Origin of the sequence: Streptococcus sp. UMB1203, from assembly GCF_030217725.1 — a bacterium.
Lineage (GTDB): Bacteria > Bacillota > Bacilli > Lactobacillales > Streptococcaceae > Streptococcus.
Genome location: NZ_JASOOK010000005.1, coordinates 48115 through 65481, shown reverse-complemented (window position 1 = coordinate 65481; position 17367 = coordinate 48115). Strand labels below are relative to the sequence as shown.

Here is a 17367-nt window from a genome sequence, read left to right as displayed (position 1 = left end):
TTTGTAGAAGTACTAAACAAAATTACTCGTTATGATAGTTCATCAAAGGTATTATATCAGATGTACAAAGTGTGTAGAGAAGTTTTTGGATAGGAATTACTTGAAAAGTATGTGTTTTTATGATATATATTATGTAGGAGGAATATTATGGCGAAATTAACAAATTTTTATTTGAATAAACAGAATGAAATTAATTTACCAAGACTAGCTAAGTTTTTTAAAGAAAAAAATATGCTTGAAAGAGAGAATAGGACTTGGGTGATTAATCTAGCGATAAAGGAACTTTTTGAAAGTCTGGAGTCTGAGATTATAGATTTTGAAAATAATAATTAATTGACGCACTGAGCGTCTTTTTTTTGCAACAATAAATATATATTCATGTATCTAATATGTAATACATATGCAACAAAGATGTAATGTTGCCCCCTTGATTTTTGTCTCCCGGCATGATATGATATAACCATGATTTACACTTGATACATACTTGATGTATACAAGAAATATACTTTTAAAATGAGGTTGTGAATATGAGTAACAGTCGAGCTTCTCCATTCAAGATATAATTCAAAAATAAACTATATTTAATTTTAAAATTTTAATTTAAGGAGAAAGAAAATATGAAAACATTTAAAGAACTGGTTGATATTGAGGGAATGGTCTTTCCTAATTCTCATGGGGTGAAACGTGTACAGAGGTTTAATCCAGACGAGTCACCATGCTTTCTTTTAGACGATGAATCTAGGGAGTTACTTATGAGAAAATTACCATTTGATAAAATTAATGAACCAACTTTGAAAAAATTTGCTGAGAATATTATTGTATTAAATCGTCAAAAGCATCGTGTATCTGATAAATCTAGAATGGTATTGATGAATGAGGCTAACTACAGCTATAGTGGTGAATCATTCTATACTACTATTGTCGAATATTATTGATTTGGTAGGGGAGGTTAGGTTAATCCCTCCCTTTATTTTTAAAATTTGAAAGGAAATACGAAAATGAAAGTTAATGAATACTTCTGGAAAACAACTTCTCTGACTTTATTGTTAATTATCAGCTTTTTTGCTGGGTTTGGAGCGCATTTGGAATTTTCTTCTTATAATCCATTTTTATCTGCGAAATTTGCCTTAGTCGTAGCTTTTATAGTCTTTTTAATTCAATTTTTATCGATATTACCAGCTATGTTTAAAAGAGGAAAAAACAATGATAAAGAAATATAGATTTTGCTTTTTTTGTATGTTCGTCTTCGCTCTTTTATCTGTGTATAATCCCGCAGGTTTTGGCTCCCTCTTAAGTATAGTATTGTCCCTTATAGCTTTCATTTTTTTTGTGGCTTTTCTTTACTATTTCTTAAGGGTTAAGCTTATCGCTCTTTCTTTTATTATCAAGGATATAAGAAATAAGATGAGGTAAAATATGTTTCGTATAAATCGTAGGGTCTCCCTTTGTGAGTCGTACATATTATCAACCTCCTTAATGAAGAATTTTTATTGGGCTTCTATACTATCTCAAATCTTTATCTTTATTTTACTGGTTTTAATCTTTAACATCTCAGGACTTTTACTAGTTTTGGCTGTGGTCTTAGAAATTTTAATCGCCAATAAATTTATATCTAAGCTGAGTGAACTATACAATAGAATACAGCCCATCCTTGCTATAAGGGAGCGATTACTCTTCTTGCTCGAATCTAACAACCTATTTATATCTTCTTCTGACGGAGTTATAGTTCGTTCCGTGGTTCTTGAATTTTCTATAGATGAGGAATATATAGTTGTTTATGCTTATGTTATGGGTGATAATTTCTCTAATAAGGTGTCAGAGTTAGATGTATATTTGAGTGCTTGTTTGAATTTAAACTTGGAAAAAAAAGTAAAGACTTGTAGTTCTGTTAAGTATACATTCAGAAAATATCCCGAGAAAAGAATTTCTTGGGAGGATACTCTACACAATGAAAACGTGATAACAATCTCTGAAAGCGTTAGTTGGGAGTTCGGGTCTCCTCCGCATGTACTCCTAGCTGGCTCGACCAAATCAGGGAAAACAGTGATGATAGAGAACCTAGTGGCTCAATACTTGTGTTTAGGTTCTGAAATTAAGTTATTAGACCCCAAAAAAGGAGAACTCTCTTTTGTTGTTGGTAAAAAGTTAGAGGATAGGTTAGGCTATAAAGTAGTTTATAATTCTCCCTTTCAAATTTCTGGTGCCCTTCGCGAGGCTGTCTTGGAAATGAATAGACGCTTTCAGGTTATGGCGGATAACCCAGATACCTATATTTCTAAAGGAAAAGTGTTATCGTGGGCTGAAGTTAAGGGGAACACTCCTCTGATAATTGTGCTTGATGAGGGGATTGCTTTCAAAACAGAGGCAGAAACGACTAAAGAAGGGAAACAAGCCTATCAAGAGGCAATGTCGAACCTTGGAAGTCTATTAGTAAAATCACGCCAAGCTTCAATAGAGGTGATAGTCGGTTTGCAAAGGGCATCTAGTGACTTCATTCCTACCTATATGAGACAGAATTTTGGGGTAGCTCTTTTATTAGGAGCAACTACGGCTGATTCTGACTCCTGTCGCATGATGTTTTCAAGTCAAGATATTGATTATAAAACTTGCGACATTGGGACAGGGTACATTCAAATAGATGGGGTTATCCCTACTCCTCGGTATGTCGAGACACCGTTTAAGTCTGATGAATTAGACTTTGAGGAATATTTTGACGAAGCTTGTGATAGGTATATGAGGATGAGAAATGAACGAAATTAGTGTTGTTGTCAAGTTATCGAACGGCAGTTTAATGGGTGCTACTGAATGTGATGAAAATCCTTATAAAGCTTTGTTACAAATTTTACAAGTAGTACATATGCAAATTGTAGATGAATTAGAATAATGTAAGGTGGTATTTGAAATGCTGTTGAAGCATATTTGCGAGGTATGTGAAAAAAGTGAAATCATTGATTCAGATTTAGCTTTTGATAAAGGATGGGAATATCCTCCAATAATGGGTAGTTTTAGAATTTTATCCCCCAGAACCTGCCCTAATTGTACGATTGAAAAAACTGTGTGGTGGGCATTAGCTATGGAGGGTAAGTCTCTTGAAGATTTATCAAAAAGGCAAATAGAGGTATTAACGAGGATAAACAATGAACCGTTGAGTATTTTACCAAACTCAGATGACGGTCTTTCGAGCTAGCAAAATAGGGAGGGACGATTGCCCAGGAGGGGCAGAATCGAGCGGAGCGTTCCTCTTTTTGCTAGGGAGAAAGAGCCAACCGACTGCTTTGCAGGAGGTCAGAAAAAACAGCCCCAGTACTAATAGGGGGTGCACACATACATGAAATGTACTCTAAACCCTTGGTACGTAAGGGGTTACGGCTTGCTAGTTGTACCAAGAGGTCGCAAACTCTTGGGAGAGTAAGGATGAGAGGTGTTTTCATGTAGGATACGGAATTAAAGGAGAAAAAATATGGTTTACAATATGACAGATACAAACATTAAAATTGGATTGCTTGACCTTGAAATGTCACAGTTTGATATTCCTAAGAAAGTAGTGATTTTGTCAGTTAGGGTGAACAACAAATACAAAGAAGTCAACGGCGAAAACGTGAAGACAGATGAAGTAAGTAAAATTACTTCTACTGTGCTTGACGCTGACAAAGTGAAAGTTCTAACTGAAATGGGAATTTCTACTGATGACTTAAAAGCGATTAACCTAGAAATTATCGGAAATCTGGATAAGATTGCAAAGCTTGCTCAAAATGATTCTTTGTTGAATGTTTCTGTTGAATTGATTCGGCCTAAGGTTAGACTAGCTTGGAACATGGCTAGAAGTAATTGGGCAGGTGTAAAAATTGTGTGTGAGGATATTAAAGTTCTAGGAGAATAATCCTATGAATACAGTTAGAATAGATTATTTTGCTGTAAGTGTTAAGGATGTCCCGCCAGAAAGAGTTCTGACTGACATCCTTTTGATTCCTCTTGAAAACTTTACATTGAATGATTGGGGCATAAATAAGTATAAGCAACATTATTCTTGTTCAGAAATTAAGGTGTATTTTAATGCTGATAGGCTTTCTATGGGTGTATTTATTGAATTAAAAGGGCAAGGTTGTCGTCAATATGAAGAATTTTTAAACAGTAACGAAAATAATTGGATTGCCTTAATTACTCGTTTATACCAGTATAATGTTAATTTCACTCGTTTAGATATTGCCCACGACATATTTGACGGTAGCTTAGATGTCCAACGTATATATGACTATTGCAAGAAAGGATTATGTGTCTCGAAAGCAAAACACTTTGAATATCATGAGAAATCAGTTCTAGATTCTGGTGAGCGTGTAGGAGAAACAGTTGCAATAGGTTCACGAGGTAATCAGCAGTGGTGCATATATAATAAACGCATGGAGCAACTTGGTAAGCAAGAGCTTGTAGAAGTTCCGTCTTGGATTCGCGCAGAGCTTAGATGTTGGCAGGAAAAGGCTAATATAATTGCAGAGCAGTTATTTTTAAAACGTCCATTATCGTCAATCTATTTTGAAGCTATCAATGGTCATTATCGCTTTGTTCGTCCAAATGCGACAGATAGCAATCATTGGAGAAGAAAAAAAGTCAAGTGGTGGATAGATTATCTAGGAACTGAAAACCAGACAGTTCTTAGTATTACAAGGGCTAAAACGACACTACGGCAGTCTGAGGCTTGGACAGAGAAACAAGTTGCGAAAACATTAGCAAAAGTCTATATTGCAAAGTATCAGGCCTATGATGTTCAAAAGGCAGAGGAATACATTCAAAGCTTACTTAAAGAGGGGCTTTCGAGGCTAACTGATAACGATGAAAAGGATATAGAGCAATATGTAAGAGAGCAGAATAGTTCTCAATTTTGGGGACAAAAAAAGACGACTTGAAAATAAGTCGCCTCTAAAAATTAACTAACTAGATTATAGCATAAGAAAGGAAAGTATTCCAATGATAGAGCTTAAGACAAAGTCAGACTATGATTTAACTAAAAATTGGTATCGGAAGAAAGAATTTTTAGATGAACTTTGGAAGGGTATGAAATTACCTACATTGGATCACTACATTCGTCAAATGAGAAATAGTCCATATTCTTTTGGAATTTGTGGAACTCATGGGAATGTCTTTATTCATGCGGAGGTATTTAAAGATTGGTTTGATTATAAGATTTTCCATGAAAATGAGGCAGTTATAGCTTAGTATAAGGGGGTAAAAATGAAGGTAGGTAAGACTACTCGAGTTCTAACTGTTTATCAATGGAAACCAGACCCTTCTAAAAAGGGCAACGTGCTTGTTAAGTTTGCAATGAGATATACTCATCCTTTGATAACAAAAAGTCGTTATAAGTACCTTACAAGGGGAGAAAATAAAGGGTGGTATACGACTAAGGCAATACCAACAGGAAAGGACAGTAAGGGACATGAGAAGTTACTTATTTCTGATATAAAGAATAGTCAGCTGATTACAAAAGTTTCAAAGATATTAAATGAAATGATTGATGAAACCGTATTAGATTTGACTGGAGAAAAACCAAAGAAATTAGAGCCTAGTAAAACTTTATGCCTCAAAGAGATAGCTAGACCGTATGATGAAAACAGTGAATTATACGGTTTAGCTTTTAAGTGGTGGGTCAATCGTGTTAAGCCTGCCAAGAATACTCTAAAGACTAGAGTTAGTGTTTATAACCAGCATATTTCCCCATATTTCAACGAAAATATGAGCCTTAAACAGTTCTGTATGGAACAGGAAAAAATGCAAGATATTATAAATAATGCAAGTGAGGGAACTTCAAAGAACATTCATATCTATCTTAAAATGATATTTGATTGGGCGGTAGAACAAGGAGAATTGACAGCGTCGCAACACCCTATTTTGAATAAGAGGGTTAAGCGTAAGACACTAACAAGTGCAGAAGAGCAGGCGAAACTTAGGGAAGATATAGCTGAAAAATATCTTGAAGTTGAAGAGGCTAATCAAGTATTTAAAATTATTGAAAATTGGACTAAGCGACATAATAATGAACTAGTTGCTGATGTACTCAGAATTATCTACTTGACAGGTATGAGACCGAGTGAAGCATTAGGTTTGAATGAAGATGTTCTAGATTTCAAGAATAAACTCATTAAGGTTCATTGGCAGAGGGCAAGCCATAATAAGACTGACAAAGAAATGGCAGAAGAAGGCTTGCGTGATGAGAAGGAACGATATAGAGCAATTCTAAAAACTAAAGAAAGCGTTAGAACTATTCCGATGTCACCAAAAGTAGAACAAATTTTACTTAAATATATTGAAAGAAATAAGTTTCAGGCGAGATTTAATCCGACTTATCATGATATGGGATATATTTTTACTAGGGTATACATAAAAGGGAAGAACCAGCAGGGCAGTCCATTGTATCATACAGAAATTTCAATGTTCTTAAGAGGTGGAACTAGTCAGTCCGCTAAGTATAATAAGAAAAGTGGAAAATCCTATAAGGATATTGATGACCTAGTTGATTTTGGTAGGCCTGTTCACATAGTTCCCCATATGTTCCGACATAGTTTTGTTTCAGTCATGGCTGATAAGAATGTAAGCTTAAACGTTATTCGAGAGTTTGTGGGACATTCAGAAGATAGTAGAGAAATAGAAAAAATCTATCTTCATGTTATGCAAAAAGGAAAACATAAGATTGAACAAGCTATGATAGATTTGTCTAAAATAATCTCTTGATTATTATAATCAGTTAAAATTCAGTTATTTTGCTAAACTTAAAAGAAAAAGCCTTAGAAATGTTGATTTCATAGGCTTTCTGTATGTTGTATTACTTAACTTCTGTAAACACAACGTGTTTGCGAAGTTTTGGTGAGTATTTCTTCAATTGAAGACGGTCTGGAGTGTTACGTTTGTTTTTAGAAGTAAGGTACAAGCGTTCACCAGATTCTTTGTGTTCAAGTGTAATATTTACGCGCATGGTATCTCCCTTCTATTATTCAGCTGATGCAGCTTTAGCGATTTTACGTCCTTTGTAGTATCCTTTAAGTGATACACGGTGAGAACGTGAGTAATCTCCAGTAGTTTCGTCAAAGTTTACAGATGGAGCTGTTACTTTGTAGTGTGTACGACGTTTGTTTTTCTTCGCTTTTGAAGTGCGACGTGCAGGTACTGCCATTTTGATTTCTCCTTTAGGTATTTATATTCGATTCAATCTACTGATTTTCATCAACCATACTAGGATAACACATTTTTTTTGTAAAGTAAAGTTACTTGACAAAAAAAGATGAAAAAATTAAAAGGTCATCAACCGAATTAATCGAAATTTTCTGAAAATTCAAGAATTTTCTTCTGTTCATTGCTTTTAAAATGTGCTATAATAGTAAAAACTGAAATGAGAGGGAACAAATGACTGAATTAGATAAACGTCACCGCAGTAGCATTTATGACAGTATGGTAAAATCACCAAACCGTGCTATGCTTCGTGCGACTGGTATGACAGATAAGGACTTTGAAACACCGATTGTGGGAGTGATTTCGACTTGGGCGGAAAATACACCATGTAACATCCACTTGCATGATTTTGGGAAATTGGCTAAAGAGGGTGTCAAATCTGCAGGCGCTTGGCCTGTGCAGTTTGGGACTATCACTGTAGCGGACGGGATTGCCATGGGAACGCCTGGTATGCGTTTCTCTTTGACATCTCGTGATATCATCGCGGACTCCATCGAAGCGGCTATGGGTGGTCACAACGTGGATGCCTTCGTCGCTATCGGTGGCTGTGACAAGAACATGCCTGGATCTATGATTGCTATTGCAAATATGGATATTCCAGCTATTTTCGCTTATGGTGGAACCATTGCACCGGGAAATCTTGATGGCAAAGACATCGACTTGGTTTCTGTTTTTGAGGGTATCGGAAAATGGAACCACGGTGACATGACAGCTGAGGACGTAAAACGTCTTGAATGTAATGCCTGCCCTGGCCCTGGTGGCTGTGGTGGTATGTACACTGCTAATACCATGGCGACCGCTATCGAAGTTTTGGGTATGAGTTTGCCAGGTTCATCCTCTCACCCAGCTGAATCAGCTGATAAGAAAGAAGATATCGAAGCAGCAGGACGTGCTGTTGTTAAGATGTTGGAGCTTGGTCTCAAACCATCAGATATCTTGACTCGTGAAGCCTTTGAAGATGCTATCACTGTAACTATGGCTCTCGGTGGTTCTACAAATGCCACTCTTCACTTGCTTGCCATTGCCCATGCTGCCAATGTTGACTTGTCACTTGAGGACTTCAATACGATCCAAGAACGTGTGCCTCACTTGGCTGACTTGAAACCATCTGGTCAGTATGTCTTCCAAGATCTCTACGAAGTCGGTGGTGTGCCTGCGGTTATGAGATATCTCTTGGCAAATGGTTTCCTTCATGGAGACCGCATTACATGTACTGGTAAGACTGTAGCTGAAAACTTGGCTGACTTTGCAGACCTCACTCCAGGTCAAAAAGTTATCATGCCACTTGAAAATCCAAAACGTGCGGATGGACCGCTTATCATCTTGAACGGGAACCTTGCCCCTGACGGTGCGGTTGCCAAGGTATCAGGTGTGAAAGTGCGTCGTCACGTTGGACCAGCTAAGGTCTTTGACTCAGAAGAAGATGCGATTCAGGCCGTTCTGACAGATGAAATCGTTGATGGCGATGTAGTCGTTGTTCGTTTCGTTGGACCTAAGGGTGGCCCTGGTATGCCTGAGATGCTGTCACTTTCATCAATGATTGTTGGTAAAGGTCAGGGAGATAAGGTGGCCCTCTTGACGGACGGACGTTTCTCTGGTGGTACTTATGGTCTGGTTGTTGGACATATCGCTCCTGAAGCTCAGGATGGTGGACCGATTGCTTATCTCCGTACAGGTGATATCGTTACGGTTGACCAAGATACCAAAGAAATTTCCATGGCCGTATCGGAAGAAGAACTTGAAAAACGCAAGGCAGAAACAACTTTGCCACCACTTTATAGTCGTGGTGTCCTTGGTAAATATGCCCACATCGTATCATCCGCTTCACGCGGAGCCGTGACAGACTTCTGGAATATGGACAAGTCAGGTAAAAAATAAACTCATACTCTTCGAAAATCAAATTCAAACCACGTCAACGTCGCCTTGCCGTACTCAAGTACAGCCTGCGGCTAGTTTCCTAGTTTGCTCTTTGATTTTCATTGAGTATCAAAAAGCAAGCCAACTTCGGCTTGCTTCTTTTCATCTTCAAAAGTGATTTGCCTGCTTAACGAGGTGGTAGTCCAAGGGCAATACGGCCGTAGCGACTGATTCGTGTGATCTTCCATGCAGGCGACCAGGTAACTTCAACCTTGACATCTTCTATCCCCTCGATTTGTTTTAGACCTGCCACGATTTCAATAGGCAAGCTTTCTGCACAATCGCAGGCAGTGTCAGTGAAGGTCATGACAATCTTGCAGAGACCCGTTTCATCCAGATTGATTTCATAAATCAGTCCTAGATTGTAAACATCCAATTCCACATCTGTATCAAAAACCTTCTCTAGTTTTTCGATAATTTGGTCTTGTAAGGCCAAAGCGCGGTCATTGATTTTGATATCCTCTCTCATTACAGTCCCTCCACCTGATAAATATCCTCTATTTTCTCATAATTCTGACAATTTGGCAAGTTTTTGATGAATTTTCTGAAAAATATGATAAAATGAAGAAAATACGGAATCAAGGGGAAGCCTATGGAGCAGATTGGAAAAGTCTTTAGACAATTACGAGAGTCAAGAAATATCTCGCTGAGACAAGCAACTGGGGGACAATTTTCTCCGTCCATGTTGTCCCGATTTGAAACAGGTCAGAGTGAGCTTTCGGTGGAAAAGTTTCTATTTGCCATAGAAAATATATCTGCCAGTGTAGAGGAAATCCTCTTTCTGGCGAGAGGTTTTCAGTATGATACAGATTCTGAGTTGAGAAAAGAAATAATAGATGTCTTGGATCCAAAGAATATAGCTCCGCTTGAGGACCTGTATCGCAAGGAGTATCAAAAGCATACCCATTCTCAAAACAAACAGAAACATATTCTAAATGCCATTATTATCAAGTCTTATATGAAGAGCATGGATGAAAGCGTAGAGTTAACGGCAGAGGAAGCGAAAGTCCTTCATGACTACTTGTTTTCTACCGAGATTTGGGGAATCTATGAACTCAATTTGTTCTCAATCAGTTCTCCATTCTTATCTGTTTCTCTTTTTACTAGATATGTTAGAGAGATGGTACGAAAATCTGATTTTCTAATGGAAATGTCTGGCAATCGAAACCTTTTTCACACTATACTATTGAATGGTTTTTTAGCCAGTATTGAGTGTGAAGAATTTACCAATGCCTCTTATTTTAAACGTGTCATCAAAGAGCATTTCTACAAGGAAAATGAGACCTATTTCCGAATTGTCTATTTGTGGGCTGAAGGTCTTCTTGATAGCAAGCAGGGCAGAGTCAAGGAAGGGCAGAAAAAGATGGAAGATGCTGTCCGTATTTTTGAGATGCTTGGCTGTCACAAATCTGCCGAATACTACAGAAATCCGACCGATTGTTGAATATCTGCAAACCAAGAAAAAAATTTGAAATTTGAAGCGATAAAACTCTTGTCCTCTCTCGTGTCATCAAAGAGATTTTATCGTTGTTTTACTTATTTTGTGTGTTGCATATATTCAAAAGTTTTCCCTTTCAATTTCTAAGTGATATACTATAGTCATACTTCATATAGGGATTATAACAAGAAGGGAGATTACCTATGAAATTATTGTTCAGAAATCAAGCTTATCGTCTTTTGACTTTGTCACGCTTCTTCAATGCCTTTGGTGCTTCGATTTTCAATCTGGTATTTATCGTCTATGCATCGACCTTGCCACAAGCATCTTTTGCGGTTGCTATGGCGAATATTGTCATGCTTCTTCCGACTCTCTTTACAGTTTTTGTAGGGATTCGGGCAGATTACACAAGGGACAAGGTCAAATGGATGACCTACAGCGGTTTGTTTCAGGCGGTTTTATTTTTTCTGGCAGCCCTAGTTGTTCAGCAAGCTAGTTTATTTGCCTTTTCTAGCCTGTGTTTGATCAACGTCATTAGTGATGTCATCAGTGATTTTGCAGGTGGCTTGCGCATGCCTCTTATTAAGGAAAAAGTAGCTGAAGAGGATTTGATGGAAGCTTATTCTTTTTCACAGTTTATCACCTATATTTCAGCCATTGGTGGTCAAGCTTTCGGAGTCTGGCTCTTAGGGCTATCGGTCAATAATTTTTCTCTCGTTGCGGGAATCAATGCCTGTTTTTTCCTAGTATCAGCCGTTATCCTCTTTTTAGGAAAAAGCAAATTGAGACTGTCGATTTCATCCGCTGATGGTGAATCACTAAAAAATGAGAAGCTTTCTATCAAAGACCAGTTCCTAACAATTTACCGAAATTTACGCCTTGTTTTTCTTAAAGGTGGACAGAAAAACTTTGGCTTCATGATCTTTGCTGTCTTGCTTATCAATGCCTTGGGTGGTTCCTTAGGGGGCATCTACAATATCTTCTTTTTGAGCCATTCTCTCTTGAATTTTTCTTACACAGAGGCGTTATTTATCAGTCAAGTCGGTGCTGTAGTAGCAGTCATCATCAGTAGCCTTACGGGCAATGATTATTTTGGGAAGCAGTCCTTGCCTAGATTGATGATGTGGGTGACCGTAGGACTTAGTCTAGTTGGTCTGGCTAATGTATTCAATCAAGTCGTGCTTGGTTTGCTATTTCTATTTTTAACTCTGTATATGTCTGGTAAAGTTCAACCAAAGATTAGTGCCATGCTCATGAAAAATCTAGCTCCAGAGGTTCTAGCTCGTACCAGTAATTTTTTAGGTTTATTGTTTACCTTATCCATACCTGTGGGAACAGCCTATTTTTCACTTATAGCTGTGTGGAATATACAGTTGACTTGGATGCTATTTGTTGGTCTCTCCTTGATAGCTATTCTTTTGACAGTTATTAATCTCAAAAATGATATCTAAATCCTAATTTTTTTCTCACTGTTTTAATCCCTCTATTTATGGTAAAATAAGACTATTAAGTTTAAAGAGGATTCCCTATGAAATTACAAAAACCAAAAGGAACGCAGGATATTTTACCTGCTGAATCTGCCAAATGGCAGTACGTTGAGGGCTTTGCCCGTGAGATTTTCAAGCGCTATAACTATGCAGAAGTGCGCACGCCTATTTTTGAGCATTACGAGGTTATCAGTCGCTCTGTTGGAGATACGACCGATATCGTAACCAAGGAAATGTACGATTTCTATGACAAGGGTGACCGCCATATCACCCTCCGTCCAGAAGGAACTGCGCCCGTTGTCCGTTCCTATGTGGAAAATAAACTCTTCGCCCCAGAAGTGCAAAAGCCGAGCAAGTTCTACTACATGGGCCCTATGTTCCGTTATGAGCGTCCACAGGCAGGGCGCTTGCGCCAATTCCACCAGATTGGTGTTGAGTGTTTTGGATCAAGCAATCCAGCTACCGATGTGGAAACAATCGCGATGGCGGCCCATTTCTTGAAAGAAATCGGTATCCAAGGTGTCAAATTGCACCTCAACACGCTTGGAAATCCTGAGAGTCGTGCGACCTACCGCCAAGCCTTGATTGACTATTTAACACCGCTCAAGGAGACCTTGTCTAAGGATAGCCAGCGTCGCTTGGAGGAAAATCCTCTCCGTGTCTTGGACTCTAAGGAAAAAGAAGACAAGGTAGCAGTAGAGAATGCGCCTTCTATCTTGGACTTCCTTGATGAAGAAAGTCAAGCTCATTTTGATGCTGTACGTCAGATGTTGGAAAATCTTGGAGTAGACTATATCATCGATACCAATATGGTGCGTGGTTTGGACTACTACAACCACACCATTTTCGAGTTCATCACTGAGATAGAGGGCAATGACTTGACAGTCTGCGCGGGTGGTCGTTACGATGGCTTGGTTGCTTACTTTGGTGGTCCTGAAACTGCTGGATTTGGTTTTGGACTTGGTGTAGAGCGCCTGCTTCTCATTCTTGAAAAGCAAGGTGTGTCTCTCCCTATCGAAAACGCCCTAGATGTTTATATCGCAGTTTTGGGCGAAGGGGCAAATGTCAAGGCCTTGGAATTGGTGCAAGCCCTTCGCCAACAAGGTTTCAAAGCAGAGCGTGATTACCTCAATCGTAAACTCAAAGCTCAGTTCAAGTCAGCCGATGTCTTTGCGGCTAAGACCCTCATCACCCTAGGAGAGAGTGAAGTCGAAAGCGGACAAGTGACGGTCAAGAACAATCAAACCCGAGAAGAAGTGCAAGTGTCGCTTGAGACTATCAGCCAAAACTTCTCAGAAATCTTTGAAAAACTAGGGTTTTAATAACAGAAAAACTGGTCAGAAAACTACTCTGACCTTTTTCTTTTGCAAAATGACAAAAATCATAAACTTTTTGACAAATATAATTGTCAAAAAGAAAAAGATGTGTTACAATGTAAGCAAGTTAAGAAATAAAGAAATAGGAGGGAGTCACATGTGGGTATGGATTTTTTTTCCTTTTCTCGTCTTGATTTATAGTAGTCAATCTAAAAAAATCAAGCGGTTAGAGAAGAGGTTAAAGGTAATCGAAAGAAAAGAGAAAGGAAATATAGATATGTCAAGATTATTGCAAGAATTAATTGGGAAAAATCCAACAATCGTTGGACAAGTGTTTGGAACATCTTTATGGGAAGTTGTGGATGTTGATGAGGAATGGGTCAAACTACGTCATGTCGATAAAAATGGGAAAGAAAAATTCAAGTTGCAACGTATTGAGGATATCCAAGCCGTTGAATTTGACGGAGAGTAGGTGTGTAACATGCAACTAAAAAATCGTCTAAAAGAGCTTCGGGCTCGCGATGGTCTCAATCAAACCGAACTAGCCAAGCTAGCAGAGGTTTCCAGACAGACTATCAGCCTATTAGAACGGGACGAATACACCCCGTCCGTTGTGATTGCCTTGAAAATATCTCAGATTTTCAACGAAACAGTCGAATCGGTATTTCGCTTGGAGGAGGACGAGTGATGAACATGTATAAAGTGGTTTATTATATGAGTGTTCTTGCACTTATTGTGAATGCCTTTGCTATGATTGGAACATTACTGGGGTGGTTCTATTTTGTTGAAAGTAAGTATTTGTTTTGGATTAACTTAGTCCTCTTGTCCATTTTCAATTGGTTGAAGAAAAAGGAGAAAAATGATGAACAAGTATAAAGTAATCTATTATGTAGTTGCCATAGCTCTATTAGTCAGCGTGTTTCTACTAATTGGGATGGATCTAGGCTGGTTTAATCCCTATCAAAGTGACCAATTTATTTGGGCCTACTTTGCCCTCATCCCAGTAGTTGAATGGATTGAAAAGAAATCCAAAAACCTAGCAAGTGAATAAGGAGAATGAATATGAAAAAGAAACGTGGATTGTTATTTTTGATGTCTATTGTCTTGGGAGGTTTCTTGGGCATGTTTGTAGGGATGTTTAAGGCACGTGCTGAATCCCACGAAATTATGTTAGATGTGAAAGTCTTGATACCATGGATATCAGGTATTTGTTTACTGATAGGTTTCATTAGTCTTCTTTTGACTTTCAATTTCTTAAAGAAAAGCAGAAAATTTCACTCCTTGTATCAAGAGGAAATGGATGATGATCTGAATGAAACCTATTATGTGCAGATGTATCGGAATCTCGAGTTTGGAACTATTGCTTTTAATAGTGCAAGCGTAGCGATTTTATTGGCTCTCTTCATTTCAGGAAGTGAAGTAATTGTACTCGATATTAGCCATATAACCTTATCCCTTTCCTTTTTGGGATTAGTGTTGGTTTTCAATGCTCAAAATTATCTTTTTAAGACTATTGCGATTGTTCGTCAGATTGGTTTGGTGTTTTTCTCTACACCAAAGGATATCTTGGAGCATTTCGATTCTTACGATGAAGGGGAGCGCAAGGCTAATTTGGAACAGAGTTTTCGGATTTTATTCCAATTAAATAACTATGTCTTGCCAGGTCTCTACTTTCTGATTGCTCTCTTTTCTTTACTGACAGGAGAGATTCAGTTACTAGCCTTCTTGCTTGTAGGAGCCATCCATATTTATATCAATGTGATGCAGTTACCTATGGTGAAACGTTATTTCAAATAAAGGAGTTTCTATGATTCGTGTTGAAAATGTAAGCAAAAGTTTTGGGAGCAAAAAAGCTCTTCATCAGATTTCTTTTGAGATTAAGGAGGGTGAAATCTTTGGTTTTCTTGGACCTTCTGGCTCAGGTAAAACAACCATGATTAATGTCTTAACAGGACAGTTGGCTGCAGATCAAGGTAAAACAGTTTTGTTAGGCAAGAATTCTCAAGATTTAACCTCAAATGATTTGGAACAAATTGGTATTGTTAGTGATGGCAGTGGTTTTTATGAAAAGATGAGTCTTTACAAAAATCTGATCATCTATGCTAAGTTATATGGTCTCAAGTCAGATAGAGTAAATCAGGTGCTCCAACAGGTTGGATTGGCAGATGCTAAAGATATTATCGCAGAAAAGTTATCTACTGGAATGAAACAACGAATGTTCTTGGCTCGTGCCCTTCTCAATGCTCCTAAGATCCTCTTTCTAGATGAGCCAACTAGTGGTTTAGACCCTACAACATCTAAGATGATTCATACCCTACTTCAAGAATTAAAGCAGGCGGGGACAACTATCTTTCTGACCACGCATGATATGAATGAGGCAACTCTGCTTTGTGATCGCTTATCTCTTTTGAATAAGGGAAATTTAATAGAGTATGGAAGTCCGCAAGATATTATTCAGAAGTATCATGTGGATAAGAAAGTACATGTGGTTTATAACGATGGACGAGAACAGATAGTTCCATTTGAAGAATTGCCACATTTAGACACGACAGATTTGATGGGGGTTCACTCTTGTGAGCCAACTCTAGAAGAAATCTTTATCAGATTAACAGGAGAAAAGTTAGATGTTTAGAAAATTAAATGCCCTACTATGGTTAAGATTACAAGTCCTTATTAGCAATTCAACTTTGTTAGCGACTTTATTGATGCCTTTTGGTATTGCTGTTCTATATAATGAATTCATGAATAAGAATGGAGAATTGAGTATGTTTCTCCTCTCTACGAGTTTGACCATGGTCTTGAGTATGGGAAGTGGTTATATGGTATCGATTATGATGGCAGAAGATAAGGAAAAACGAAATCTTAAATCACTCATCCTAAGTGGTGTGACAGCAACAGAATATACTTTCAGTATGCTTGTTCTCCCTATTCTGATAATGTTACTTGCTATGATTGTACTTCCCATCTATCTTAAAGTAGATCTATCTGGTTATTTATTTGCCTACGTTATCTATTTGCTCCTAGCAACGATTAGTATTATTTTTATCAACCTTCTAATCGGTGCGGTGTCAGATACTCAATCTAAAGCGCAAGTTTATAGTATCTTCCCTATGTTAATTGTCTCTGTTTTACCTATAATTGCTCTTCAAAATGATACGGTTCAAAAAGTGTTGGATTACTCGTTCGTTGGTCCTATTGTAAATCTTTTAAATAAAAAAGGTGGGGAAATATCTTTTTCTAATATCGGCATGTTACTTGCCTGGGTACTTGTGTTAGGGATAGCAAATCTCTTTGTATTGAAAAACAGCTATAAAGCCAGATAGGAGACCTTTATGAAACTACTTAAAAACCTTGGCTGGTTTCTTCTAACTGTTCTATCCTTTTACTTTATCTATGGTCTGGTTCAGAGCATGGCGCTGTCAGCTCTTGGACTAGGGGCTTCAATCTTTGGAGTCTTACCACTTTATGTCGTCCTGTCAGGGGCCTATGTTTATGGAGTTTACAGATGGTATCAGACAGAAAAGGTTAGCATCCAGACGACTGCTTTTAATCGTCATATCTGGTTGCCTACTCTGGTTTTGCTAGTGGCGATTACAGCCCAGTTCTTTTTACCAGAAGATCCGTCGGTCAGTCAACAAATCGTATCTCAACTGACAGTGGAACAGCCTGCATTTGGTTTCTTTATGGTGGTGGTCTTTGCTCCTTTGACGGAAGAACTTATCTTTAGAGGGATGTTAGCACGCTATCTCTTTCCTAAGCAGGACAATAGTAAACAAACTCTGCTTTTCCTTCTGGTATCTAGTGTTTTGTTTGCCTTAGGTCATTTCCCAGGTGATGTGCAACAATTTTTTGTCTATTTTAGCCTTGGTTTTAGTTTGGGCTTGGCTTATATTAGCAGAAAGGGTCTGGTCTACAGTATTTCTCTCCACGCTTTGAATAATTTAGTCAGCTTTTTGATGATTCTCATGCTATAATAGAGTCAGGAGGTCAC

Annotated in this window: 25 protein-coding genes; 22 read left to right on the top strand and 3 right to left on the bottom strand. The window is 38.0% G+C overall.

The annotated features are described in order from the left end of the window. Nucleotides 1-147 precede the first annotated feature (147 nt). The 10 genes from QP439_RS02450 (at nt 148) to QP439_RS02405 (ending at nt 6723) form a co-directional block, all read left to right on the top strand. Nucleotides 148-333 carry a hypothetical protein gene (locus tag QP439_RS02450; RefSeq protein WP_001096738.1) on the top strand — a complete coding sequence of 62 codons (186 nt, stop codon included), beginning with the start codon at nt 148-150 and terminating at the stop codon, nt 331-333. A gap of 284 nt (nt 334-617) precedes the next feature. Next, the gene (locus QP439_RS02445; protein WP_000846753.1) at nt 618-935 is read left to right on the top strand and encodes a hypothetical protein; all 318 of its coding nucleotides are present in this window, start codon (nt 618-620) and stop codon (nt 933-935) included. Between the two features lie 63 nt (nt 936-998). After that, the gene (locus QP439_RS02440) at nt 999-1220 is read left to right on the top strand and encodes a hypothetical protein (protein WP_000867242.1); all 222 of its coding nucleotides are present in this window, start codon (nt 999-1001) and stop codon (nt 1218-1220) included. A 196-nt stretch (nt 1221-1416) separates the two neighbouring features. Beyond that, nucleotides 1417-2760, top strand: a complete 1344-nt coding sequence (locus tag QP439_RS02435; protein WP_057517436.1) for an FtsK/SpoIIIE domain-containing protein — start codon at nt 1417-1419, stop codon at nt 2758-2760. Further along, on the top strand, nt 2747-2884 hold the full coding sequence (locus QP439_RS02430) for a hypothetical protein (protein WP_001002894.1): 138 nt from the start codon (nt 2747-2749) through the stop codon (nt 2882-2884). Before QP439_RS02435 ends, QP439_RS02430 begins: the two co-directional genes overlap by 14 nt. 18 nt (nt 2885-2902) lie before the next feature. Next, the gene (locus QP439_RS02425) at nt 2903-3187 is read left to right on the top strand and encodes a hypothetical protein (RefSeq protein ID WP_000924762.1); all 285 of its coding nucleotides are present in this window, start codon (nt 2903-2905) and stop codon (nt 3185-3187) included. 273 nt (nt 3188-3460) lie between these two features. Then, entirely contained in the window at nt 3461-3880 is a 420-nt protein-coding gene (locus QP439_RS02420; RefSeq protein ID WP_000262970.1) for a hypothetical protein, read from the top strand. Nucleotides 3881-3884: 4 nt separating this feature from the next. Beyond that, nucleotides 3885-4901 carry a replication initiation factor domain-containing protein gene (locus QP439_RS02415; RefSeq protein WP_057517287.1) on the top strand — a complete coding sequence of 339 codons (1017 nt, stop codon included), beginning with the start codon at nt 3885-3887 and terminating at the stop codon, nt 4899-4901. A gap of 61 nt (nt 4902-4962) precedes the next feature. Beyond that, a complete protein-coding gene (locus tag QP439_RS02410; protein WP_000571454.1) occupies nt 4963-5211 on the top strand; it encodes a hypothetical protein in 249 nt (82 codons plus the stop codon). Between the two features lie 15 nt (nt 5212-5226). Continuing rightward, a complete protein-coding gene (locus tag QP439_RS02405; protein ID WP_000862760.1) occupies nt 5227-6723 on the top strand; it encodes a tyrosine-type recombinase/integrase in 1497 nt (498 codons plus the stop codon). Between the two features lie 91 nt (nt 6724-6814). Here QP439_RS02405 and rpmG read toward each other — a convergent pair whose 3' ends face one another. Beyond that, nucleotides 6815-6964: a 50S ribosomal protein L33 gene (gene rpmG, locus QP439_RS02400; protein ID WP_001265622.1), complete on the bottom strand. Its 150-nt coding sequence runs from the start codon at nt 6962-6964 to the stop codon at nt 6815-6817. 15 nt (nt 6965-6979) lie between these two features. Next, entirely contained in the window at nt 6980-7162 is a 183-nt protein-coding gene (rpmF, locus tag QP439_RS02395; RefSeq protein ID WP_000290417.1) for a 50S ribosomal protein L32, read from the bottom strand. Between the two features lie 230 nt (nt 7163-7392). Here rpmF and ilvD point away from each other — a divergent pair, with 230 nt between their 5' ends. Continuing rightward, a complete protein-coding gene (gene ilvD, locus QP439_RS02390) occupies nt 7393-9096 on the top strand; it encodes a dihydroxy-acid dehydratase (RefSeq protein WP_000137346.1) in 1704 nt (567 codons plus the stop codon). 166 nt (nt 9097-9262) lie between these two features. On the opposite strand, the gene QP439_RS02385 is transcribed toward ilvD, so the two are convergent. After that, nucleotides 9263-9604, bottom strand: coding sequence for a metal-sulfur cluster assembly factor (locus tag QP439_RS02385; protein WP_001206380.1), 342 nt, complete (start codon nt 9602-9604; stop codon nt 9263-9265). Between the two features lie 123 nt (nt 9605-9727). On the opposite strand from QP439_RS02385, the gene QP439_RS02380 reads away from it, so the two are divergent. From QP439_RS02380 to QP439_RS02330, 11 genes are all read left to right on the top strand, one after another. Beyond that, a complete protein-coding gene (locus tag QP439_RS02380) occupies nt 9728-10579 on the top strand; it encodes a helix-turn-helix domain-containing protein (RefSeq protein ID WP_285387446.1) in 852 nt (283 codons plus the stop codon). Nucleotides 10580-10776: 197 nt separating this feature from the next. Beyond that, a complete protein-coding gene (locus tag QP439_RS02375; protein ID WP_285387444.1) occupies nt 10777-12024 on the top strand; it encodes an MFS transporter in 1248 nt (415 codons plus the stop codon). Between the two features lie 77 nt (nt 12025-12101). Further along, on the top strand, nt 12102-13382 hold the full coding sequence (gene hisS, locus QP439_RS02370; protein ID WP_285387443.1) for a histidine--tRNA ligase: 1281 nt from the start codon (nt 12102-12104) through the stop codon (nt 13380-13382). A 271-nt stretch (nt 13383-13653) separates the two neighbouring features. Further along, nucleotides 13654-13848 (top strand): aspartyl-tRNA synthetase, encoded by a 195-nt coding sequence (locus QP439_RS09125; protein ID WP_239822581.1) that lies wholly within the window; start codon nt 13654-13656, stop codon nt 13846-13848. A 9-nt stretch (nt 13849-13857) separates the two neighbouring features. Beyond that, nucleotides 13858-14064 (top strand): helix-turn-helix transcriptional regulator, encoded by a 207-nt coding sequence (locus tag QP439_RS02360; RefSeq protein WP_001176233.1) that lies wholly within the window; start codon nt 13858-13860, stop codon nt 14062-14064. Further along, nucleotides 14064-14252: a hypothetical protein gene (locus QP439_RS02355; protein WP_001057594.1), complete on the top strand. Its 189-nt coding sequence runs from the start codon at nt 14064-14066 to the stop codon at nt 14250-14252. Before QP439_RS02360 ends, QP439_RS02355 begins: the two co-directional genes overlap by 1 nt. Further along, nucleotides 14239-14427, top strand: a complete 189-nt coding sequence (locus tag QP439_RS02350) for a hypothetical protein (protein WP_049534884.1) — start codon at nt 14239-14241, stop codon at nt 14425-14427. Before QP439_RS02355 ends, QP439_RS02350 begins: the two co-directional genes overlap by 14 nt. An 11-nt stretch (nt 14428-14438) precedes the next feature. Continuing rightward, a complete protein-coding gene (locus QP439_RS02345) occupies nt 14439-15173 on the top strand; it encodes a DUF3169 family protein (protein WP_285387442.1) in 735 nt (244 codons plus the stop codon). Between the two features lie 10 nt (nt 15174-15183). Then, nucleotides 15184-16008 (top strand): ABC transporter ATP-binding protein, encoded by an 825-nt coding sequence (locus QP439_RS02340; protein WP_285387441.1) that lies wholly within the window; start codon nt 15184-15186, stop codon nt 16006-16008. Beyond that, entirely contained in the window at nt 16001-16699 is a 699-nt protein-coding gene (locus tag QP439_RS02335) for an ABC transporter permease (protein WP_285387439.1), read from the top strand. Before QP439_RS02340 ends, QP439_RS02335 begins: the two co-directional genes overlap by 8 nt. A 9-nt stretch (nt 16700-16708) precedes the next feature. After that, nucleotides 16709-17350, top strand: a complete 642-nt coding sequence (locus QP439_RS02330) for a CPBP family intramembrane glutamic endopeptidase (protein WP_285387437.1) — start codon at nt 16709-16711, stop codon at nt 17348-17350. The last annotated feature ends 17 nt before the right edge of the window (nt 17351-17367 follow it).